We start from the raw sequence: 20,294 nt of genomic DNA on the forward strand, positions 1-20,294 counted from the left end.
CTACCCGTGCGTGCCGGATTCAGACGGTTGCGGCGGCGGCCGCCATGCGGCGCACCGCCTCCGTGATCACCTCCGGGCCGGTCGCGAGGTTCAGCCGTACGTGGCCGGTGCCGCCCGTGCCGAAGTCGGGGCCCGGGCTGAACGCCACCCGGCCCTTGTCCAGGAACACCTCCGACGGGTTCTCGCCGAGGCCCAGCGCGCGGCAGTCCAGCCAGGCCAGATACGTCCCCGGGGCGGGCCGGTAGCCGACGGACGGCAGCTGTTCGGCCAGCAGGGAGCCGAGCAGCCGGCGGTTGCGGTCCAGGTCCGCCAGGACGGCGTCCAGCCAGTCGCCGCCCTCCCGCAGCGCCGCAGTGTGCGCGATGACGCCCAGATGGCTCGGGCCGTGCCCGACCTCCTCCGGCATGCGGGCCAGGTCCTCGGCCGCGGCGGGCCCGGCGAGGGCGAGCGCCGCCTTGAGCCCGGCCAGGTTCCACCCCTTGGACGCCGACATGAGCGACAGCCCGCTCTCCGCGCCCGGCACGCTCAGGTACGGCACGAAGACCGCGTCCGGGGCCACCACGGGGGCGTGGATCTCGTCGGCCACCACCCGTACCCCGTACGCGCCCGCCAGCGCCGCCACCGCCTCCAGCTCCGCGGCGGTGTGCACCGTGCCGGTCGGATTGTGCGGGCTGCACAGCAGGTACGCGGCCCGCCCGCCGTCCGCGGCGCAGCGCGCGAAGACCTGCTCCAGGGTGTCGAGGTCCAGCCGCAGGTCCGGCCCGAGCGGCGCCTCCACCACGCTCCGGTCCATGTGCGTCACGAACTGGTAGAACGGCGGGTACACAGGGCAGTTGACGATCACCGGGTCACCGGGCGCCGTCACGAGTTTCAGCATCTCGACGACGCCGAGCATCACGTCGGGGACGATCGCCGCGCGCTCGCGCACGACACCGTCCCAGCCCCAGCGGTCGCGGGCGAAGGCCGCCAGCGCGTCGGCGTACCCGGTGCCCGCGGGGTAGCCGGTGTCGCCGATCGTGATGGCCTCGGTGAGCGCCCGCGCCACCGGCTCCGCGAGCGGGACGTCCATCTCGGCCACCCACAGGGGCAGCACGTCGGCAGGGTAGGACCGCCATTTCATGCTCGTGCGGCGCCGGAGCTGGTCGAGCGTGAGCCGGTGGAGGGGGCCGGGAGCGGACGCGGGTGCGGCTGACGGCGTGGTCATGACACCAACATAGGGCGGAACCGCGTCCGTGCCGCCCCTCGCGACGCTCACGTGCGGCCGTAGCGGACGCTGTGCTCCGCGAACTCCAGCGCCATGTCGCTGGTGACCGTGGGGCGGGTGGAACGGATGGTGCGCAGATAGTCGTCCGTGGTGGCCTGGGTCCTGTTCCCCGTGTCCAGCGTCCGTTCGAACGTGGTCTGCGCGACGGCGCGCGCGGCCTGCTTGATGTCCGCGGGCGTGAAGCCCTCGCTGGCGTCGGCGAGCGCCGTGGTGTCCGCGTCGGCGCCCGCCTTGGCGAGATAGCTCCCCCACAGCGCGCGACGCGCCTCGTGGTCGGGCGGGCCCACCGGCAGCACGTAGTCGAACCGGCCGTGCCGCAGGAACGCCGGATCGAGCGCGGCGACGGTGTTGGTCGCGCAGATCAGCAGCCGGCCGTCGCGGTCGCGGAACCGCACGATGGACTTGAGGAGTTCGTTGACCACGCCCACGGAGGCCGGGTCGGCGAGATTGCGGCGGCCGGCGACCTCCTCCACCTCGTCGATGAAGACCAGCACATGGTCGAGCTGCGCGATCTCGTCGAAGCGCCTGCCGAGTCCCGGGGCGATGCCGCCCTCCAGGGCCAGCCGGGACGGGAACAGCTCCACGAAGGGCCAGCCCAGCCGGCTCGCCACCGCCTGGGCGAAGGTGCTCTTGCCCGTGCCCGGCGGCCCGAACAGCACGACGGCCTGCGGCGGTTCGACCCCGTGCTCGTCGGCGAGCTCGGCATGGGCCAGCGGAAGCACGATCCGGCGCTCGATCAGGGACTTCTCCCGTCCCATCCCGGCGAGCTTCTCCCACAGCCCGGCGGGCGGCACGAGCGCGCCGAGCGAGGCCAGCAGCGCCGGGTCCTGGGCCGTCACCGCCTGGGTCTTCTCGAAGTACGTCAGGCCCTGGCGCCGGGTGAAACCGGAGTTGCACAGCGCGGCGGTACCCGTCTCCTCCTCGGGCAGCACGGCGGCCAGCGTCCGCGCCCCGGCGGCCTGGAGCCGGTGCTCGACCGCGGACAGCAGCGCGGTGCCCAGGCCCAGGTTGCGCCACGACGGATGGAGGCTGATCCGCAGCACCCACGCCCGGTCCCCGTCGACCCGGCCGATCGCCGCCCCGATGAGGTGGCCGTCGGCGATCGCCACCACGCTGGGGTGCTGCGCCTGAAGGGCGGCGACCGCCTCGGAGAGACGGAAGACGGCGGGCTGGTCGGTGGTGCCGCTCTCGGCGTCCAGGCGCACCACAGCCTCGAGATCGTCCGGGGTGAAATCACGTACGTGCCACACGGCCATGGCAAGCCTCCACGCGCGACGTCCTGCCGTCCCCCCATCATCGGCCGCGCGGCACGCGGGCGCCCCCCGGGCCCCGTCCGCCCGGCCGATGTTGCCGAACCGGCAAGGAATCTTGTCGCCCGGCGCCGGCCGGGCGCATCGTCGGCCCGAGGCGGCGCCCGCGACGGCGCCGCGCCGCGCACGTGTGAAGGGACCCGATCCACCGATGACCGACGACATCGCCTCGCAGGAGGACTACTGGGACGACCGCTACGCCTCGACCGAGCGCGTGTGGAGCGGCAATCCCAACGACGTCCTGGTCCGCGAGACCTCCGAGCTGACGCCGGGCACCGCCCTCGACCTGGGCTGCGGCGAGGGCGGTGACGCGATCTGGCTGGCCCGGCACGGCTGGCGCGTCACCGCCGTGGACATCTCCGGTGTGGCACTGCGGCGCGCGGCGGGGCACGCGGCCGACGCGGGGGTCGGCGAGCTGATCACCTGGGAGCGCCACGACCTCGGCGAGTCCTTCCCCGAGGGCTCCTTCGACCTGGTCGCCGCCCACTTCCTGCACACCGTCGGCTACATGCCGCGTGAGCGCATCCTGCGTTCCGCCGCGGCCGCCGTCGCCCCCGGGGGCGTCCTGCTCGTCACCGGCCACGGCGGATTCCCCGCCTGGGAGCACAACCACCACCCGGAGGTGCACTTCCCCACCCCCGACGAGGTCCTCAGGGATCTCGAACTCGCCGAGGGCGAATGGGACGTGCTGCTGTGCGAGGAGCACGAGCGCGTGCAGAACGACCCGGAGGGCCGTCCCACGGCGCGCCGGGACAACGTGGTCAAGGTGCGGCGCCTGCCCGCGGCCGGCTGACGGCCCCGGGGCGGCCGGTCACGCGCCGGCGGACCGGCCGCCGTCGGCCAGCAGGGACAGGTCGTCGGCGTCGAGGACGATCGAGGCGGCCGCCATGTTCTCCTCCAGGTGGGCGAGGGAGGCCGTGCCGGGGATCTGGACGATCGAGGGGGAGCGGGCCAGACCCCAGGCCACGGCGATCTGGAACGGCGTCGCGCCGTGCCGTTCGGCCACCTTGGCGAGGGCGTCCCCGTCGAGCGGGGAGTGGCCGCCGCCGAGGGCGAAGAACGGCATGTACGCGATGTCCACGGTCGCGCAGAAGTCCACCAGATCGCCGTCCCGCTGGTCCAGGACGCCGAACTGGTTCTGCACCGCCGCGACCGGCGCGACGGTTCGCGCCTCGTCCAGCTGACCACGCGTCACATTGCTGACGCCCAGGTGCCGTACGAGTCCTTCCTCCCGCAAGGCGGCGAGCACGGCGAAGCGTTCGGCGAGCGAGTCGGCCCGGTCCGTGCCGAGGCGGCCGACCCGCAGGTGGACCAGGTCCAGGACGTCGACGCCGAGTTCCCTCAGGTTCTCCTCGACCAGGCCGCGCAGCTGCCCGGGTTCCGCCTCCCCGGTCATCCGTCCGCCGGCGTCGCGCAGCGGGCCCACCTTGGTGGCGATGGTGACGCCGGCCGGGTAGGGGTGGAGGGCTTCGCGCAGGATCTCGTTGGCCCGGTTGCCGCCGGAGAAGTAGAAGGCCGCGGTGTCGATGTGGCGCGCGCCGAGTTCGACGGCGCGGCGCGCGACCGCCACCGACACCGCCCGGTCGGCGGCGGGTCCGTTCCACCGGCCGGGCAGCTGCATCGCGCCGAAGCCCAGGCGCGGGACGGTGGTCGTCCCGTCGAGGGCGAGGGTCGAGCTGGGGGAGGGCGGTTCGATGGGTGCACTCGTCATGGGGGAAGCATGACTCACGGCGCGATGTCGAGGCGTTCGATCAGGCCGTCCCGGAGCGCGAAGCGGTAGCGCAGGTCGACCACGCCGCCCGGGAAGTCGCCCTCCAGGTGGTGGGTCACGACGTAGTGCCCGGCGTCGGCGCGCTCGGCGGCGGTCAGTTCGGTCGTGTACGTGTACTCGCTCGCCGCCCGGTCCAGCCACTGCTCGATCGCGGTGCGGCCCTCGTAGGTCCTGCCGTCGTCGGTCACGGTGGCGTCGGGGGTGAAGGCGCCGATCGCCGTCGCGGTGTCGCGGGCGACGTGGGCCCGCAGGTAGCGCGTGACGGTGCCGGGCAGGTCGGCGGGGGTGATGGACTGAGCGGTCATGGTGCTGTTCCTCGGGGTGCGGTGGGCAAGTGGCTGCTAAAACGGAAGCAAGTTGCTTCGATATTAGCAGCAACTCGGCGGCCGTGGTCGACCGCGGATCGGCGCAGCTCGGCTCAGGGGGTCGGGATACCGGCCGGCCGGGCGGGGCGCCCGAAGCGGACGGGGACGCCGGCGGAGTACAGGACGCTGACCGGGGGCCCCGAGGTGGTGGTCGCGGGCAGTCCGGCGGCGGCGACGAGGTTCTCCTCGCAGACCAGGAGCTCGGCGCGGTGCAGCGGCCAGCGCGGATGGGTGTTGGGCAGGTACAGGGGCCGCTCGAAGAACGTGTTGTGCAGACCCCAGCGCGCCGTGAGGAAGTGCTCCAGCTCGCTCGGCTCGGCGACGGGCTCGCCCACCCGCACGGTGATCCGCGCGTACGCCCCGCCCGCCCCGGGCCCGCGCCGCCGGCTGGTGTAGCTGAGGGTGTCGCCGTCGCGGCGGATGTCCATGCGCGCCCACTGGTACGGCAGCCGGAACGCGGCCCGCGCCACCGCGACCGGGATCAGCCGGGACGCGTCGAGCGAGCGGAAGACCACACCGCGGCGGCCGTGCTCGTCCACCGAGTACAGGCGGACATTGGTCTCCGGGAAGGTGCCCAGGTACGGGACGCCGGGGAGCCGGAACCAGCCGACGCGGTGCATCCGGAAGGCCACCAGCCCGACGTAGGTGACCCCGCCGAGGGTGTCCGGCACGGTGCCGGCCGGCAGGAGGGGCGCCACGTCGGCGGGATCGGCGGCCCAGTGCAGGAACGCCAGGTCGAGCCACGACTGTGTCAGCAGCGGATTCGCCGTGGCGCCGGGCGGGTCGGCCGTTATCGGTTCCGGGGCGAGCACACAGCCAGCATCGCAGAGCCGGGCAGGGCCCGGCGGGAACCTGTCACACCTCGACCGGTGCGGCACCCGCCGCCTGGAGCCGGGCCTGGACGCGGGCGGGGTAGCGGGAGGTGAAGACAGCGGGGCCCGCCAGGCCGGCCGCATGGGCGGCGATGCCGGCCCAGCCCGGGGCGCCGGTCAGGTGGCAGACCGCCAGCGCGGCGCAGATGAAGGTGAAGCCGGCTCCCCAGACCGCCGTGACGACGTTGTTGACCGCGATGAAGCCGGGCAGTTCCCAGTACTCGCGCGAGGTCCGGCGGCGTGCGATGCCCAGGGTGAAGGGGTGGCGGACGGCGAGACTCCCCCAGGCGGTCAGCGCGAGCCAGGCGAAGGAGAGCGCGTCGTCGTACGTCTTCAGCGGCGAGTCGGGGGAGGCGAGGGCGACGGTCCCGACGACGGCGAAGAACAGGCTGCCGCTGAGCTCCAGGATCATCGCCTCGGGCGCGACGCCGCGGCGCCGGTCCTGCGCGAACAGCGCCAGGCCCGTGACGAGACCCGCCACGGCGCCCCAGCGCCAGTCGGAGGACGAGATGACGCCGGACGCGATCCACGGGATGAAGCCGCGCAGGTAACCCACGGTAGGTCTCCAGGTTCACGGAGTGCGCCGCCGCTCGGCAGCGCGACATGTCATGATTGACATGTCGAAGCTAGAGGAGTCGTGTTAGACCTGTCAATGTTGGAATGTGCGGCGAAGTGTCCCGTCACGGGTGGCCCGGGCCGGCTCAGCCCAGGACGCGCAGGGCCCGCTCCACCGCTGCCGCCATGTCCGTACGCGCGGGCGCGAGGTAGCGGCGCGGATCCACGGTGGCGCCGTCCGCCGCGAGGAAGCCGCGGATCGCCCCGGTGAAGGCGATGTTGAGTGCGGTACCGATGTTGATCTTGGCCATGCCGCCCGCGACGGCGCGCCGCAGCTCGTCCTCGGGCACCCCGGTCGAACCGTGCAGCACGAGCGGCACGGCGACCGCCGCGCGCAGGAGGGCGATCAGGTCATGGTCGAGCCGCGCGGTCCGGGTGGTCATCGCGTGGGAGCTGCCGACGGCCACGGCGAGCGCGTCGACCCCGGTCGCGGCCACGTAGGCGCGGGCGCCGTCGGGGTGGGTGCGGGCCCCGGGGGCGTGGACGCCGTCCTTGCCCCCGATCTCGCCGAGTTCGGCCTCCAGCCACAGGCCCGCGCCGTGCGCCCATTGCGCGGCCGCACGGGTGGCGGCCACGTTCCGCTCGTGCGGCAGCGCCGAGGCGTCGTACATGACCGAGCCGAAACCGCAGTCGGCGGCCTGCCGCAGCAGCGCGTCGTCGGTGACGTGGTCCAGGTGCAGGGCGACGGGCACGCGCGCGGACTCGGCCACCGCCGCGGTCGCCCTCGCTATCGGCGCGAGCGCGCCGCCGTGGAAGCGCACGGCGTTCTCGCTGATCTGGCAGATGACCGGACGCCCCGCGGCCTCGGCCCCGGCGACGATCGCCTCCGCGTGCTCCAGGGTGATGACGTTGAAGGCCCCCGCGGCGCGGCCCTCGGCGCGGGCGGAGCGGACGAGTGCGGCGGTCCCGATCAGCGGCATGGGCTCGTTGTTCCTCTCGGCGGGGCGATGGCCTGTGGTTTCATGGCCGCCAGGTCCGGCGACAAGGGGCGAGACGATGGCGGCACCGCAGGCCCGATGGAGCGCGCTGCTGGAGATGCTGACCCGCGACGGACGCATCGAGGTCGAGGCCGCGGCCGCCGAACTCGCCGTCTCCGCCGCCACGATCCGGCGCGACCTGGACGAGCTGGCACGCCAGAACATGGTCACGCGCACCCATGGCGGCGCCACGATCAACGCCATCGCCTACGACCTGCCGCTGCGCTACAAGTCCGCCCGCCGCGCCGCCGAGAAGGAGCGCATCGCGCGCGCCGCCGCGGCCCTCGTCAAGCCCGGCGCCGTCGTGGGCCTGAACGGCGGCACCACGACGACGGCGGTCGCCCGCGCGCTGGCCGAACGGGGCGAACTGGCGGCGGACGCGGGCGAGCCGACGCTGACCGTGGTCACCAACGCGCTGAACATCGCGGCGGAGTTGGCCGTGCGCCGGCATGTGAAGCTCGTCGTCACCGGCGGGGTGGCCCGCCCTGCCTCGTACGAGCTGATCGGCCCCCTGGCCGCCGACCTGCTCGCACAGATCACGCTCGACGTGGTCTTCCTCGGTGTCGACGCCCTCGACGTCGCGCACGGCGCCACCGCCCGCCACGAGGGCGAGGCGGGCGTCAACCGCGAACTGGCCCGGCGCGCCGAGCGCGTGGTGGTCGTCGCGGACGCCTCGAAGCTCGGCCGGCGGGCGTTCGCGCGGATCTGCCCGGTCGAGGACGTGCACGTCCTGGTGACGGACGCGGACGCGCCCGGCGCGCTCACCGAGCCCTTCGCGGCGGCCGGTGTGGAGGTCGTCCGCGCCTGACCGCGCGCCGCGTCGGCCGTTGTCCACGCGGAGCGTCACCACCTTCCGCCGTGCGCGTTTGTGCGCGAACATTGCAAGAGTCGAGCAGTTTCGCTCATCATGCTGGATCGGGCGGGCAGCGTGTCAAGACCGGCGCAAGCGCCACCCGTACCGGCCCCGACAGCACCGGCGGCAGCGGATCACAGCGAGCGGACGGAGTCCCATGAGCCAGACCGAGATCGAGATCGCGACCCAACCCGACTGCTGGCGCCGGGCCGTCGCCCTGGCGGCCGACGCGAACGCCCCCTGGCGCGCCGCGATGCCGGCCCCCGGCGAGCGCGTCGCGGTGGTTGGATGTGGCACCTCATGGTTCATGGCCCACGCCTACGCCGTACTGCGCGAGTCCGCGGGCCTGGGCGAGACGGACGCCTTCGCCGCCTCCGAGATGCCGGCCGGACGCGCCTACGACCGGGTGCTCGCCCTGACCCGCTCCGGCACCACGACCGAAGTGCTCGACGTACTCCGCCGCCTGCGCGGCGTGACGCCCACCGTCGCCGTCACCGCCGACCCGGCCACCCCCGTCATGGAACTCGCCGACGCGGCCGCGGTCCTGGACTTCGCCGACGAGACGTCGGTGGTGCAGACGCGCTTCGCCACCACCGAACTCGTGCTCCTGCGTGCGCTGCTCGGCGAGGACCTGGACGGGCTGGCCGCGCAGGGCGAGTCGGCGCTCGCCGACCCGCTGCCGGACGAACTGCTGGAGGCGGAGCAGTTCACGTTCCTCGGCAGGGGGTGGGCGTACGGAGTGGCCCAGGAGGCCGCCCTCAAGATGCGCGAGGCGGCGGGCGCCTGGACCGAGGCGTACCCCGTCATGGAGTACCGCCACGGCCCGATCAGCATCACCGGACCCGGCCGCGTCGCCTGGTGGTTCGGCGACCCGGCCGACCTGCCGCCGGGCCTGCCGGAGGAGATCGCCGCGACCGGCGGCCGCCTCGTCGCGGCCGGCCGCGACCCGCTCGCCGACCTCGTCGTCGTCCAGCGCCTCGCGGCCGCCCTGGGAGCCGCCCGGGGCCTCGACCCGGACTCCCCGCGCCACCTCACCCGTTCCGTGATCCTCACGTGACGGCCCTTCAGGCCGTGCGGTCCGGCGCCGGTTTGGTGCGCCGTCCGCGGGTCGCGAGGCCCGGGCGCCGGTAGCGCGGCGCGCCCTCGGCGGGGGTCTGCGGCACGCGGTGCCGGTGCCGCGCCGGCGGCGGGGGTACGGGAAGAGTCCGGCGGTTGCCCACCGGCCGGCCGGCGGCCCTCCGCGCGGCGGTCGCCGCCTCGTGCTCGGACCGTGTCCCCGGCGGTGCCCGCCCGCGCTGTGAGCGCGGCCTTTGTGTCGGCGCTCAGGGCGTTGCCTGCACCGTGACGCCTGCCGACGGGGGCGCGGGGGCGGCGGAGCCCGCGCGGCGGGAGTCGGCGCCTGCCGTGCCTCCAACTCGCGTGCGGCCGCCGCCTCGTGCCGGGCACCCAGGGCTCCGCCGGTGGCCGCATGCGCTGTGCGCGCGGCCCTCGCAACGGCGTCGCCCGAGTCCGCGAGGGTAGCGAGGTCAAAAATCCTTGACATGGAGTCAAGAGTGTTTGACACTCGGCGGTGTCAGGTTTTCTTTACATGGGGGGCTGTGATGGCCGTCGAGGAAAAACGCGCCTGGATCATGGTCGTGGTCACGATCGCGTCGTACGCGGCGTATCTGACCGTCGTCCTCGGCCGGGCGGGAGGCGCGTCGCCGGCCGGCGCGCCCTACGCGGCCGCGTTGGTGTGGTCGGTGGGCGCAGCGATCGCGGCGTCGGTCCTGCTGCACATCGCGATGTCGGTGACGTCCGCCCGGGAGGGACGCGTGAAGGACCAGCGCGACCGGGAGATCCACCGCTTCGGCGAGTACGTCGGCCACTCGTTCGTCGTCGCCGGGGCGGTGGCCGGACTCGTCCTGGCGATGGCCGGGTCCGACCGGTTCTGGATCGCCAACGCGATATACCTCGCCTTCGTCCTGTCGGCGGTCGTGGGGTCGGCGGCGAAGATCGTCTCCTACCGGCTGGGCTTCCACCCGTGGTGAGGCCGACCAGGGTCACCAACGAGATCCGGGCCCTGCGCTTCGCCAAGGACGAGATGACGCAGGCCGAACTCGCCCGGCGCATCGGCGTGACCCGGCAGACCGTCATCGCCATCGAGCAGGGCCGCTACTCGCCGTCCCTGGAGATGGCGTTCCAGATCGCCCACGTCTTCGGCGTGCCGCTCGACGCCGTGTTCCAGTACCCCCCCGAGTCCGCCCCCGAGCAGCCCGAGGAGCCCCGGTGAAGGCCGTCGTCCAGGACACTTACGGACCCCCGTCCGTCCTGCGGGTCGAGGAGACCGCCCGGCCCGTTCCCGGCCCGGGCGAGGTGCTTGTACGCGTCCACGCCGCCGCCGTCGACCAGGGTGTCTGGCACCTCATGGCCGGCATGCCCTACCTCCTGCGCGGCCTCGGCTTCGGGCTGCGGGCGCCCCGCGACCGCGTGCGCGGCACGGACCTCGCGGGCCGGGTCGAGGCCGTCGGCCCCGGGGTGACGGGCTTCGCCCCGGGCGACGAGGTGTACGGCAGCGGGGCCGGCACCTTCGCCGAGTACGCCCGCGCCAAGGCCGCGCACCTCGCGCCCAAGCCGCGCCGCCTCGGCTTCGAGGAGGCGGCGACCGTCCCCGTCTCGGCGTGCACGGCGCTCCAGGCCCTGCGCGACAGCGGGCGCCTGCGGGCCGGGCAGCACGTCCTCGTGATCGGCGCGTCCGGCGGTGTCGGCTCGTACGCCGTGCAACTGGCCAAGGCGCTCGGCGCGGCACACGTCACCGGCGTGTGCGGTACGGCGAAGACCGCCTTCGTCCGCTCCCTTGGCGCCGACGAGGTGGTCGACCACACCCAGGACGACCCCACCGACGGTGCCCGCAGGTACGACCTCGTCCTCGACATCGCGGGCAACCGGCGGCTCTCCCTGCTGCGCCGCGCCCTCACCCCCGACGGCACCCTCGTCATCGTCGGCGGTGAGCACGGCGGCCGTTGGACGGGGGGCATCGGCAGGCAACTGCGCGGGCTGCTGTTGTCGTCCGTGGTCCGGCACCGGATACGCACCCTGGTGGCGACGCAGCCGGCCGCCGATCTCGAGCGCCTCGCGGAACTCGTTGACGCGGGTGCGGTCGTTCCTGCGGTCGACCGTGTGTATCCGTCTTTGGGGGACGCTGCCGAGGCGGTTCGTCGGCTGCGGGCGGGGGAGGTGCGGGGCAAGCTGGTGCTGCGGGTGTGAGGGCGCGCCCGGCGGGCGCGGGGGCATCGGCAGGCAACTGCGCGGGCTGCTGCTGTCGTCCGTCGTCCGGCACCGGATACGCACCCGGCCGCCGATCTCGAGCGCCTCGCGGAACTCGTTGACGCGGGTGCGGTCACCCCTGCGGTCGACCGTGTGTATCCGTCTCTGGCGGACGCCCCCGAGGCGGTCCGCCGGCTGCGGGCCGGGGAGGTGCGGGGCAAGCCGGTGCTGCGGGTGTGAGGGCGGGACCGGGGGCCGCGGGGCCGGGCCGTAGGGTGGAAACGCTCGTCAGGGCAGGAAGGGAAGCGGCTCCGTGGCCGTTGCACCCAGTGGCCCGCACCGCCCCACGGATCGGAGAACCGCCCCGCCATGTCGACCAGCGTCCACCCCGCCCATCCGTCCGACCCCGGCACGGAACCGCTCGCCACCGGTGCGCCGCACCCCCTGGACAACCCCGCGTGGGCCTCGCTGACCGGCGCGCACGCGCAGTTCGCCGAGCGGCACGGCCGGGCCGCCCGCTACCCCGGCGACATGTCGCCGTTCGCCGCTGTCGAGGACCAGGCCGACCCGGCGGCCTGGGCGGATCTGGCCGCGCTGCTCGGCCCCGGCGGGACCGCGCTCGTGACGGGCTCGCCGGTGGTACCCGAGGACTGGCAGATCCTGGACGGCGGCGAGGCGGTGCAACTGGTCGGCACCGACCTGGCGGTCGCGCACGATCCGCAGGCCGTCCGGCTGGGCGCCGGCGACGTCCCCGAGGTCATGGGCCTCATCGACCGCACGAAGCCCGGCCCCTTCATGCCGCGCACCATCGAGTTCGGCACCTACCTCGGGCTGCGGGAGAACGGGCGCCTGATCGCCATGGCCGGCGAGCGCATGCGCCCGGCGGGCGGTACGGAGATCAGCGCCGTCTGCACCGACCCGGACCATCGCGGGCGCGGCCTGGCGAGCCGGCTGATCCGTGCGGTCGGCGCGGTCATCGCGGACCGCGGGGAGCTGCCGTTCCTGCACGCCGCGGGCAACAACGCCAATGCCATCAGGCTGTACGAGTCCATGGGCTTCACGCTCCGCCGCCGCCCGCTCTTCCTCCTGGTCAGGGCGCCGGGCGACGCCACCGCGTGACGCCGGCCGGGGCCGCGCCGCTCAGGCCCGCTCCAGCAGCGTCCGCAGCGTCAGCCGACGTGGCGACCCCTGCGGGAGGGCGTTGATCGCCGCCTGCAGCATCTCGGCGTCGACGTGGTTCTCCGGGCGCTCCAGCCAGGCGAGCAGCAGCCGCGCGTCGCCGCGGTGCCGCAGCGCGCGGCGCATCTCGCAGTCGAGTTCGTCGCGCGCCTCGGCGACCGCGGGCGCGGCCGACCCCGGCAGCAGCGGCCCCGGGTAGGCGGCGAGCGCCTCGCGGTACGCCCCGCGGGCCAGCAGCGTGTGCACCTGCGCGGCGTCGCTGGAGGTGGGCAGCAGCAGCCGGTAGGGGCGCGAGCCGAGGACGTGCGGGCCCAGCAGGCGCCGCAGCCGCGACATCTCGGCGCGCACGGTGACGCGGGCCGCCTCGTGCTCGTGCAGCCGTACGGCGAGCGCGTCGGCGCCGAGCCCGCGGGGGTGCAGGGCGAGGACGAACGCGATCTCGGAGTGGCGGGGGCTCAACTCGGTGCTGCCGTAAGGCGAGACGAACCGCGCGCGGTCGCGTGACAGCACCTCCAGCCGGCACGCGGGTGCGGGGGCGGACAACCCCGGAACCGACCCCGGAACCGCCGCCGGGATCTGCCCCCGCAGCCGCAGTACCCGCAACTCCGCCTCCGCCGCCGCGACCGTCGCACGCACCAGCGCGAGCGCGTGCGGCGCCGCGATGTGGTCGCCGCCGGTCAGGTCGAGCACGCCGATGACCCGGCCGGTGTCCGGGTCCCGCACCGGCGCCGCCGAGCAGCTCCAGGGGTGCACCGGGCGCACGAAGTGCTCTCCCGCGTAGATCTGCAAGGGCCGGCCGAGGGCGAGCGCCGTGCCCGGCGCGTTCGTGCCGGCGGCCTCCTCGGCCCACACGGCCCCCTCGACGAAGCCGATCCGCTCCGCGCGCGCCGCCAGGCCCGGCGCTCCCTCGACCCACAGCAGCCGGCCGTGCTCGTCGCCGACGGCCACCAGTTCGTTGCTCTCCTGCGCCGACTCGACCAGCAGCCGGCGGACCACGGGCAGCACGGCCGCCAGCGGGTGGCTCTCGCGGTAGGCCCGCAGTTCCGGCCCCGCGAGGGCGGGGACGCTGGGCCCCGCGACCTCCGGGTCGACCCCGCGGCTGCGGGAGCGCTGCCACGAGTCCCGCACCACGTCGCGCACCGGCCGCGGCGCTCTCCCGGTGCTGAGGAACTCCTCGTGGGCACGCGCGACGTCCCGGCGCAGCAACTGCGGATCGGTCCCGGGTGGCCAGGCCGTGTACGAGGCCGCGTACGAGGCAGTCATGAGCGCCCCTGGGTCGGGGGTGGGCCGGCGCCCGGCGGCACCGGCCGGCTGCTGCCGAGTGTAGTTCCGCAGGTACGCCGTGTCGCAACCCTCCTGCAACCTTCCGCGTTCTACGGTCCCCCCACCGCCGTCCGCAACGGAGCGGGCGGCCCATCCATGGGAGGCCGCCCCATGACCCGCTACGCCAACCCCGGTGCCGAGGGCTCCGTCGTCAGCTTCCAGCCCCGCTACGACCACTGGATCGGCGGCGAGTACGTCCCACCCGCGCGCGGGCAGTACTTCGAGAACCCGACGCCCGTCACCGGACAGCCCTTCACCGAGATCGCCCGCGGCACCGCCGAGGACGTCGAGCGGGCCCTGGACGCCGCGCACGCGGCGGCACCGGCCTGGGGCCGCACCTCGGCCGGCGACCGCGCGAACATCCTCAACCGGATCGCCGACCGCATGGAGCAGCACCTGGAGGAACTGGCCGTCGCCGAGAGCTGGGAGAACGGCAAGCCGGTCCGCGAGACGCTGGCCGCCGACATCCCGCTGGCCATCGACCACTTCCGCTACTTCGCGGGCGCCGTCCGGGCCCAGGAGGGCAGCCTCGCCGAACTCGACGACGACACCGTCGCGTACCACTTCCACGAGCCGCTGGGCGTCGTCGCCCAGATCATCCCGTGGAACTTCCCCATCCTGATGGCGACCTGGAAGCTCGCCCCGGCCCTGGCCGCCGGCAACGCCGTCGTCATCAAGCCCGCCGAGCAGACCCCGGCCTCCATCCACGTGTGGATGAGCCTGATCGCCGACCTCCTGCCGCCCGGTGTCGTCAACATCGTCAACGGCTTCGGCGTCGAGGCCGGCAAGCCGCTCGCGTCGAGCCCGCGCGTCGCCAAGGTCGCCTTCACCGGCGAGACCACGACCGGCCGCCTGATCATGCAGTACGCGTCGCAGAACCTGAAGCCCGTGACGCTCGAACTCGGCGGCAAGAGCCCCAACATCTTCTTCGAGGACATCTCGTCCGCCGAGGACGACTTCTACGACAAGGCGCTCGAGGGCTTCACGATGTTCGCCCTCAACCAGGGCGAGGTCTGCACCTGCCCGTCCCGCGCCCTGATCCAGCGCGGCCACTACAGCGCCTTCCTGGAGGCGGGCATCACCCGCACCGAGAAGATCGTCCAGGGCCACCCGCTGGACACCGCCACCATGATCGGCGCGCAGGCGTCCAACGACCAGCTGGAGAAGATCCTCTCCTACTTCGACATCGGCCAGCAGGAGGGCGCCAAGGTCCTCACCGGTGGCGAGCGCGCCCAGCTCGGCGGGGAACTGGCGGGCGGCTACTACGTCCAGCCCACTATCCTGGAGGGCGACAACCGCATGCGGGTCTTCCAGGAGGAGATCTTCGGCCCGGTCGTCGCCGTCACGTCGTTCAACGACTTCGACGACGCCGTCTCCATCGCCAACGACACCCTCTACGGCCTCGGCGCCGGCGTCTGGACCCGTAACGGCAACACCGCCTACCGCGCGGGCCGCGCGATCCAGGCCGGCCGGGTGTGGACCAACTGCTACCACGCCTACCCGGCGCACGCCGCCTTCGGCGGCTACAAGCAGTCCGGCATCGGGCGCGAGAACCACAAGATGATGCTCGACCACTACCAGCAGACCAAGAACCTCCTGGTCAGCTACTCGCCGAAGAAGCTCGGCTTCTTCTAGGAGCGCGGCGGCAGGCGCCCGGCCCGGCCCGTCGGCCCGGCCGGGCGCCTGTGCGCGGCCACTGCGGAGCCGGCGTCCGTCAGCCCGGCGCACAACAGGCCGCCACGCTCCCGTTACCCGGACGCGTGAGGCTGAAGGGATGGAACGACGCGATGTGTTGAAGCTTTCCGCGCTCGCGGGCGCCACCAGCGTGCTGACGCTGGCCCCCGTGAGCTTCGCGGCCGCATCCGACTCCGCATCGGCGGGCGGTCACTCCCACGGCTCCGGCGGCGTCCCCCCGGAGGGGACCGTGCAGAGCCGGGTCGTCACCGGCCACCTGCCTACGGGCGCGGCCGACTTCGTCTACCTGCCCGTGGAAGTACCGCGCGGCGTCCGGCAGATCGCGGTGTCGTACAGCTACGACCGGCCCGCCGTGCCGCCGGGGACGCAGGGCAACGCCTGCGACATCGGCATCTTCGACCAGCACGGCACGGACGTCGGCGGGCGCGGCTTCCGCGGCTGGTCGGGCGGCGCGCGCACGGAGTTCACGATCAGCGCGGAGACGGCGACCCCCGGCTACCTGGCCGGACCGGTCGGGACGGGAACCTGGCACGTCGTCCTCGGGCCGTACACGGTGGCGCCGCAGGGCCTGGACTACTCCGTCACCGTCACCCTCACCTACGGCGCCCCGGCCGCCCCGCAGGTCCCGAACTACCCGCCGGACCACGCGCCCGGCCGCGGCCGCGCCTGGTACCGGGGCGACTGCCACCTGCACACCGTGCACTCCGACGGCAAGCGCACCGTGGAGCAGCTGGCCGCGCTCGCCCGCGCCGCCGGGCTGGACTTCATCAACTCCAGCGACCACAACACCACGTCGGCGCACGCCTACCTGGGCGACGTGTCCGGCGACGACCTGCTGGTCCTCACGGGCGAGGAGGTCACCACCCGCAACGGCCACTACCTGGCGATCGGCCTGGACGCCGGCGAGTGGATCGACTGGCGCTACCGCGCCCGCGACGACGCCTTCGGCCGCTTCACCCGGCAGATCCGGCGGGCCGGCGGCATCGTGGTCCCGGCCCACCCGTACGCGCCGAGCCTGGCCAGCCAGTGGAAGTTCGGCTACGACGACGTCGACGCCATCGAGGTGTGGAACGGCCCCTGGACCCTCGACGACGAGCTCACGCTCCTCACCTGGGACAACCTGCTGACCGGTGCCGCGCGTCGCGGCGACGGCCACTGGATTCCGGCGATGGGCAACTCCGACGCGCACCGCGACCCCGACGTCGTCGGCCTGCCGCAGACCGTGGTGCTCGCCGACGGCCTCAACCGCCGGGCCGTGCAGGCCGGTCTGCGGGCCGGGACCTCCTGGATCGCCGAGAGCGCCGCCGTCCAGGTCTCGTTCTCCGCGAGCGGTCCGCGCGGCGAGCACGCGGGCATCGGCGAGCGGCTGCCGGTGGCGCGCGACGCGTCGGTGACCGTCCGCCTGGAGGCGAGCGGCGTGCCGGCCGGTGCGGTGGTACGGCTGATGACCGACGAGGGCCAGATGGTGGGCGCGCTGCTGCCCGCCTCCGGTGTCCTGGAGTGGAACACCACCGCGTCGATCGCCTCCTACGTCCGGGCCGAGGTACGGCGCCCGGCCGCCGACGGGGGCGCCTCGGGCCTGCCGGGGCCCGCCCTGGCGATCACCAACCCGATCTGGCTGGGCCGGAAGTAACCGGGGCGCCGGCCTTCGGCACCGCGGTGCCGAAGGCCGGCGTACGCCCGGCCGGGGCCGGGCCGGCCCCCTTCCCGGAGCACCCGCGCCGCCCCGCCGCGTCCGGCAGGATGGCACTCATGACTGCCATTCCCGAGGGGTCCTCGCTCTCCCTGTGGTCGAAGCGCTCCGTCCTGTCCATCGGCTCCGTCGACTCCGTCCTCTCGATCGGCTCCGTGGGCTCCGTCCTCTCCGTGGGCTCCGTCGGCAGCGCGCTGTCCGCGGCCTCCATCGGCTCCAGCATCTCGTTGCTGTCCGCCGGTTCGTGGCTCAGCGTCGGTTCCCTGCTGTCCGCCCAGTCCCGCTGGTCCGTCCTGTCCTGGCGCTCCTCCCGCGCCATCCTCACCGCGGCCACGGCCGCCGCGGCCACCGGCGCCGCACTCGTCCTCCTCGACGGCGCCCGCCCCGCCCGGAAGAGCCTCTGACGTGCCGGGCCCCGTCGGCGACATCCTCGCCGGGACGGTGACCACCCGGCTGCCGTTCGGGGTCTTCGTCCGTGTCGCGGAGCACGTCGAGGGGCTGGTGCCGGCCGCGGAGGCGTTCGCCGCGGATGCGGCGGTCGGTGACGAGGTCCTCGTCGTGGTCGCCGATGTCGATCTCCCGCGACGCCGTCTCACCCTGTCGCCGTCGCCGCGCCCCGTTCCGGCCGGCGCAGCGCCAGCGCCCGGTGGCGGGCCGGCGGCTGGCCGGTGACGCGCTTGAAGGCGTTGCTGAAGGCGCTCTCCGAGGCGTAGCCCCACTCGGCTGCGACGGAGGCGACGGTGCGGTCGCCGCCGCGGAGGGCGGCGGCCGCGCGCTGGATGCGCCAGCGCATCAGGTAGTCCAGGGGCGGCCGGCCGACGAGCGACCTGAAGCGCTGGGCGAAGGCCGAGCGTGACATGCCGACGGCGGAGGCGAGTTCGCCCACCGTCCAGGGGTGGGCGGGCTGCCGGTGCATGTGGCCGAGGGCGGCGCCGATCTGGGGGTCGCTCAGGCCGCCGAGCCAGCCGGTGCCGGACTCGCCCGCCTCGGCGGCCAGTTCGAGGTACGCGCGCAGGGCCTGGAGGAAGAGGATCTGGGTGAGGCTGGCCGCCATGACGGCCGAGCCCGGGCGTTCGGCCGCGGTCTCGTCGGCGAGCAGGCGCAGCGTGGGCCGCAGCACGAGTGCCTGCGGGCTGTCGGCGGCGATGCGCGCGGTCGGCGGCAGGCTGCTGAGCAGCAGTCCGGCGGTGACGTCGTCGAACTCGATGCTGCCGCCGACCAGGACCGTGCGGTCCGGCGCCTCGGGATCGCCGTACCGCACCGTCATGGAGTTGCCGGCCGCCCGGGCCCGGGCGGCCGCGTAGACGGCGTGCCCGTCGACCGGTTCCGGCATCGGGTCGCTGCCCACCTGGTAGGGCCGGTTGCCCGTGAGCAGGTAGCAGTCGCCCGCCTCCAGCCGCAGCGGATCGGTGCCGTCCGGGGCGAGCACGCAGGTGCCGGCGAGGACGGCACCGACCTTGACGTACGGATACGCGCGGAAGCGCAGCGCCCAGCGCCCGCCCGCCTCCATCCGGGAGGGCGCGGCGCCGCGCAGGTGCAGCAGGTTCAGGACGTCGGACAGCGGATCCATGGTCACTCCGGACGATCACGCAACTTCGAAGGACTTTCTCTCATGGATTGTCCGCCGTCACCGTCCTAACGTGCACATATGGAGGCGCCGCGGGCCTCCGGCAGACGTTCCGCACGCACCACAAGAGGCAGTGATACAGCAATGCAGTACGAGCAGCTGGGCAGCACCGGAGTCTTCGTGTCCCGCATCGCCCTCGGCGCGATGACCTTCGGCGGAGCGGGCACCCCGCCCTACGACTCGGTCGGCGGGCTGGATCTCCGCCGGACCGACGAGATAGTGGGCCTCGCCCTCGACAGCGGCATCAACCTGATCGACACGGCGAACGTCTACGCCGCGGGCGAGTCCGAGGAACTGCTCGGCGAGGTGCTGGGCAAGCGCCGCCGCGACGTGGTCCTCGCCACGAAGATGACCGCCCGCATCGGCCCCGGGCCCAACGAGGTCGGCCAGTCGCGGCTGCACATCATGCAGGCGCTGGAGGACAGCCTGCGGCGCCTGCGCACCGACCACATCGACCTCTACCAGATCCACAACGTCGACCCGATCACGCCGGTGGAGGAGACCCTCGGCGCCCTCGACGACGCCGTGCGCCAGGGCAAGATCCGCTACATCGGCGCCTCCAACCTCGCCGCCTGGCACATGATGAAGGCCCTCGGCGCCTCCGACCGCCTCGGCCTGGCCCGCTACTGCTCGCTCCAGTCGTACTACTCGCTGGCCGGGCGCGACATCGAGCGCGAGATCCTGCCGCTGGTCCGCGACCAGAAGCTGGGCATGCTCGTCTGGAGCCCGCTCGCCGGCGGCATGCTCACCGGCAAGTTCGACCGCAGCGGCCGGAGCGACGCGGGCGCCCGCCGCACCACGATCGACTTCCCGCCCGTCGACCGAGAGCGCGTGTACGACGTCGTCGACGTCCTGCGCGTGGTGGCCGCGCGCCACGAAGCCTCCGTCGCGAGCGTCGCGCTGGCCTGGGTCCTGGGCCGGCCGGGCGTCACGAGCGCGATCGTCGGCGCCCGCCGCCCCGAGCAGTTCACCGACAACCTGTCCGCCCTCGACCTGGAGCTCTCCGCGCAGGACCTGGAGGAGCTGGACGCCGCCAGCCGCCTCCCGGTGGAGTACCCGGGCTGGATCCACGGCTTCTCGGACCGGCTCCCCAACAGGGCGTGACGCTCTGCGAACTCAGCGGAACCGCTGGCACACCGGCGCCCTGTACGGTACGACTGCACGAGTGAACTGTACGAACTGTGGCGCGTCCGTGCTCCAGGGCCCCGGAGGGCGCTGGTCCTGCAACAACTGCGGCGCATCCGGCTGAGGAGTAAGGACAGGTCGGCATGGACTGTGAGCGCTGCCTCGAACCCGTCATCGAAGGCCCCGAGGGCGGTTACGTCTGCGGCCTGTGCCTTTTCACCGTGGAGCCCCCCGGGTACAACAAGCGCCGCGAGGAAGGGCTGAAGGCGGCGGCCGCGGAGCGCCGGCGCCGCACCCTGGAACGGCGTGCCCGCAAGGAGCACAGCGCCGGCCGCAGCTGAACCGCGGGGGCGGGGAACTCCCCGCCCCCGCGCGGGCC

The 20,294-nt window shown here is 74.0% G+C and carries 22 protein-coding genes and 1 pseudogene; 14 read left to right on the plus strand and 9 right to left on the minus strand.

Features of this window, described 5'->3' with window-relative positions:
* Nucleotides 1-19 precede the first annotated feature (19 nt).
* Together ACIP64_RS16910 and ACIP64_RS16915 are read right to left on the minus strand one after the other, a co-directional pair.
* Entirely contained in the window at nt 20-1,204 is a 1,185-nt protein-coding gene (locus tag ACIP64_RS16910) for a MalY/PatB family protein (protein WP_401586802.1), read from the minus strand.
* A gap of 47 nt (nt 1,205-1,251) precedes the next feature.
* Nucleotides 1,252-2,520 carry an ATP-binding protein gene (locus tag ACIP64_RS16915; RefSeq protein WP_401586804.1) on the minus strand — a complete coding sequence of 423 codons (1,269 nt, stop codon included), beginning with the start codon at nt 2,518-2,520 and terminating at the stop codon, nt 1,252-1,254.
* A gap of 205 nt (nt 2,521-2,725) precedes the next feature.
* On the opposite strand from ACIP64_RS16915, the gene ACIP64_RS16920 reads away from it, so the two are divergent.
* Nucleotides 2,726-3,367, plus strand: coding sequence for a class I SAM-dependent methyltransferase (locus ACIP64_RS16920; protein ID WP_401586807.1), 642 nt, complete (start codon nt 2,726-2,728; stop codon nt 3,365-3,367).
* A gap of 18 nt (nt 3,368-3,385) precedes the next feature.
* On the opposite strand, the gene ACIP64_RS16925 is transcribed toward ACIP64_RS16920, so the two are convergent.
* The 5 genes from ACIP64_RS16925 to ACIP64_RS16945 all read right to left on the minus strand — a co-directional run bounded on the left by ACIP64_RS16925 (nt 3,386) and on the right by ACIP64_RS16945 (nt 7,117).
* Entirely contained in the window at nt 3,386-4,285 is a 900-nt protein-coding gene (locus ACIP64_RS16925) for an oxidoreductase (protein WP_401586810.1), read from the minus strand.
* Nucleotides 4,286-4,299: 14 nt separating this feature from the next.
* Nucleotides 4,300-4,650: a nuclear transport factor 2 family protein gene (locus ACIP64_RS16930; RefSeq protein WP_401586812.1), complete on the minus strand. Its 351-nt coding sequence runs from the start codon at nt 4,648-4,650 to the stop codon at nt 4,300-4,302.
* 113 nt (nt 4,651-4,763) lie between these two features.
* A complete protein-coding gene (locus tag ACIP64_RS16935) occupies nt 4,764-5,522 on the minus strand; it encodes a YqjF family protein (RefSeq protein ID WP_401586815.1) in 759 nt (252 codons plus the stop codon).
* Between the two features lie 43 nt (nt 5,523-5,565).
* Nucleotides 5,566-6,138: a hypothetical protein gene (locus ACIP64_RS16940; protein WP_401586817.1), complete on the minus strand. Its 573-nt coding sequence runs from the start codon at nt 6,136-6,138 to the stop codon at nt 5,566-5,568.
* Between the two features lie 145 nt (nt 6,139-6,283).
* The gene (locus ACIP64_RS16945) at nt 6,284-7,117 is read right to left on the minus strand and encodes a class II fructose-bisphosphate aldolase (RefSeq protein WP_401586819.1); all 834 of its coding nucleotides are present in this window, start codon (nt 7,115-7,117) and stop codon (nt 6,284-6,286) included.
* 76 nt (nt 7,118-7,193) lie between these two features.
* Between ACIP64_RS16945 and ACIP64_RS16950 the strand changes: the two genes are divergently transcribed.
* From ACIP64_RS16950 to ACIP64_RS16980, 7 genes and pseudogenes are all read left to right on the plus strand, one after another.
* Nucleotides 7,194-7,982, plus strand: coding sequence for a DeoR/GlpR family DNA-binding transcription regulator (locus ACIP64_RS16950; RefSeq protein WP_401586822.1), 789 nt, complete (start codon nt 7,194-7,196; stop codon nt 7,980-7,982).
* Between the two features lie 202 nt (nt 7,983-8,184).
* Nucleotides 8,185-9,084: an SIS domain-containing protein gene (locus ACIP64_RS16955; RefSeq protein ID WP_401586824.1), complete on the plus strand. Its 900-nt coding sequence runs from the start codon at nt 8,185-8,187 to the stop codon at nt 9,082-9,084.
* A 544-nt stretch (nt 9,085-9,628) separates the two neighbouring features.
* The gene (locus ACIP64_RS16960) at nt 9,629-10,057 is read left to right on the plus strand and encodes a hypothetical protein (RefSeq protein ID WP_401586827.1); all 429 of its coding nucleotides are present in this window, start codon (nt 9,629-9,631) and stop codon (nt 10,055-10,057) included.
* Nucleotides 10,051-10,299 (plus strand): helix-turn-helix transcriptional regulator, encoded by a 249-nt coding sequence (locus ACIP64_RS16965; protein ID WP_401586829.1) that lies wholly within the window; start codon nt 10,051-10,053, stop codon nt 10,297-10,299. Before ACIP64_RS16960 ends, ACIP64_RS16965 begins: the two co-directional genes overlap by 7 nt.
* Entirely contained in the window at nt 10,296-11,273 is a 978-nt protein-coding gene (locus ACIP64_RS16970) for an NAD(P)-dependent alcohol dehydrogenase (RefSeq protein ID WP_401586832.1), read from the plus strand. The genes ACIP64_RS16965 and ACIP64_RS16970 overlap by 4 nt, the downstream gene beginning before the upstream one ends.
* A gap of 48 nt (nt 11,274-11,321) precedes the next feature.
* Nucleotides 11,322-11,513, plus strand: a pseudogene (locus ACIP64_RS16975) (zinc-binding dehydrogenase); the annotation flags it as partial.
* Nucleotides 11,514-11,642: 129 nt separating this feature from the next.
* A complete protein-coding gene (locus ACIP64_RS16980) occupies nt 11,643-12,392 on the plus strand; it encodes a GNAT family N-acetyltransferase (protein WP_401586834.1) in 750 nt (249 codons plus the stop codon).
* 21 nt (nt 12,393-12,413) lie between these two features.
* Here the strand turns inward: ACIP64_RS16980 and ACIP64_RS16985 are convergent, their stop codons facing one another.
* Nucleotides 12,414-13,715 (minus strand): GAF domain-containing protein, encoded by a 1,302-nt coding sequence (locus ACIP64_RS16985; RefSeq protein WP_401586837.1) that lies wholly within the window; start codon nt 13,713-13,715, stop codon nt 12,414-12,416.
* Between the two features lie 171 nt (nt 13,716-13,886).
* On the opposite strand from ACIP64_RS16985, the gene ACIP64_RS16990 reads away from it, so the two are divergent.
* The 4 genes from ACIP64_RS16990 to ACIP64_RS17005 all read left to right on the plus strand — a co-directional run bounded on the left by ACIP64_RS16990 (nt 13,887) and on the right by ACIP64_RS17005 (nt 17,835).
* Entirely contained in the window at nt 13,887-15,410 is a 1,524-nt protein-coding gene (locus ACIP64_RS16990) for an aldehyde dehydrogenase family protein (protein WP_401586840.1), read from the plus strand.
* A 139-nt stretch (nt 15,411-15,549) separates the two neighbouring features.
* Entirely contained in the window at nt 15,550-17,103 is a 1,554-nt protein-coding gene (locus ACIP64_RS16995; RefSeq protein ID WP_401586843.1) for a CehA/McbA family metallohydrolase, read from the plus strand.
* A gap of 110 nt (nt 17,104-17,213) precedes the next feature.
* Nucleotides 17,214-17,567: a hypothetical protein gene (locus ACIP64_RS17000; protein ID WP_401586845.1), complete on the plus strand. Its 354-nt coding sequence runs from the start codon at nt 17,214-17,216 to the stop codon at nt 17,565-17,567.
* 37 nt (nt 17,568-17,604) lie between these two features.
* Entirely contained in the window at nt 17,605-17,835 is a 231-nt protein-coding gene (locus ACIP64_RS17005; RefSeq protein WP_401587324.1) for a S1 RNA-binding domain-containing protein, read from the plus strand.
* Here the strand turns inward: ACIP64_RS17005 and ACIP64_RS17010 are convergent.
* Nucleotides 17,756-18,733, minus strand: a complete 978-nt coding sequence (locus ACIP64_RS17010; protein ID WP_401586847.1) for an AraC family transcriptional regulator — start codon at nt 18,731-18,733, stop codon at nt 17,756-17,758. The genes ACIP64_RS17005 and ACIP64_RS17010 overlap by 80 nt on opposite strands.
* 141 nt (nt 18,734-18,874) lie before the next feature.
* On the opposite strand from ACIP64_RS17010, the gene ACIP64_RS17015 reads away from it, so the two are divergent.
* Complete coding sequence (locus ACIP64_RS17015) at nt 18,875-19,894, plus strand: aldo/keto reductase (RefSeq protein ID WP_401586850.1); 1,020 nt, start codon at nt 18,875-18,877, stop codon at nt 19,892-19,894.
* Between the two features lie 164 nt (nt 19,895-20,058).
* Nucleotides 20,059-20,256 carry a hypothetical protein gene (locus tag ACIP64_RS17020; protein ID WP_360909228.1) on the plus strand — a complete coding sequence of 66 codons (198 nt, stop codon included), beginning with the start codon at nt 20,059-20,061 and terminating at the stop codon, nt 20,254-20,256.
* Nucleotides 20,257-20,294: the final 38 nt, after the last annotated feature.

Origin of the sequence: Streptomyces sp. NPDC088733 (assembly GCF_044751185.1) — a bacterium.
Taxonomy (GTDB): Bacteria; Actinomycetota; Actinomycetes; order Streptomycetales; family Streptomycetaceae; genus Actinacidiphila.

Coding starts and splice junctions, on each gene's coding strand:
- ACIP64_RS16910 (WP_401586802.1), bottom strand. CDS start 1,204: ATGACCACGCCGTCAGCCGCACCCGCGTCCGCTCCCGGCCCCCTCCAC.
- ACIP64_RS16915 (WP_401586804.1), bottom strand. CDS start 2,520: ATGGCCGTGTGGCACGTACGTGATTTCACCCCGGACGATCTCGAGGCT.
- ACIP64_RS16920 (WP_401586807.1), top strand. CDS start 2,726: ATGACCGACGACATCGCCTCGCAGGAGGACTACTGGGACGACCGCTAC.
- ACIP64_RS16925 (WP_401586810.1), bottom strand. CDS start 4,285: ATGACGAGTGCACCCATCGAACCGCCCTCCCCCAGCTCGACCCTCGCC.
- ACIP64_RS16930 (WP_401586812.1), bottom strand. CDS start 4,650: ATGACCGCTCAGTCCATCACCCCCGCCGACCTGCCCGGCACCGTCACG.
- ACIP64_RS16945 (WP_401586819.1), bottom strand. CDS start 7,117: ATGCCGCTGATCGGGACCGCCGCACTCGTCCGCTCCGCCCGCGCCGAG.
- ACIP64_RS16950 (WP_401586822.1), top strand. CDS start 7,194: ATGGCGGCACCGCAGGCCCGATGGAGCGCGCTGCTGGAGATGCTGACC.
- ACIP64_RS16955 (WP_401586824.1), top strand. CDS start 8,185: ATGAGCCAGACCGAGATCGAGATCGCGACCCAACCCGACTGCTGGCGC.
- ACIP64_RS16960 (WP_401586827.1), top strand. CDS start 9,629: ATGGCCGTCGAGGAAAAACGCGCCTGGATCATGGTCGTGGTCACGATC.
- ACIP64_RS16980 (WP_401586834.1), top strand. CDS start 11,643: ATGTCGACCAGCGTCCACCCCGCCCATCCGTCCGACCCCGGCACGGAA.
- ACIP64_RS16985 (WP_401586837.1), bottom strand. CDS start 13,715: ATGACTGCCTCGTACGCGGCCTCGTACACGGCCTGGCCACCCGGGACC.
- ACIP64_RS16990 (WP_401586840.1), top strand. CDS start 13,887: ATGACCCGCTACGCCAACCCCGGTGCCGAGGGCTCCGTCGTCAGCTTC.
- ACIP64_RS16995 (WP_401586843.1), top strand. CDS start 15,550: ATGGAACGACGCGATGTGTTGAAGCTTTCCGCGCTCGCGGGCGCCACC.
- ACIP64_RS17000 (WP_401586845.1), top strand. CDS start 17,214: ATGGCACTCATGACTGCCATTCCCGAGGGGTCCTCGCTCTCCCTGTGG.
- ACIP64_RS17010 (WP_401586847.1), bottom strand. CDS start 18,733: ATGGATCCGCTGTCCGACGTCCTGAACCTGCTGCACCTGCGCGGCGCC.
- ACIP64_RS17015 (WP_401586850.1), top strand. CDS start 18,875: ATGCAGTACGAGCAGCTGGGCAGCACCGGAGTCTTCGTGTCCCGCATC.
- ACIP64_RS17020 (WP_360909228.1), top strand. CDS start 20,059: ATGGACTGTGAGCGCTGCCTCGAACCCGTCATCGAAGGCCCCGAGGGC.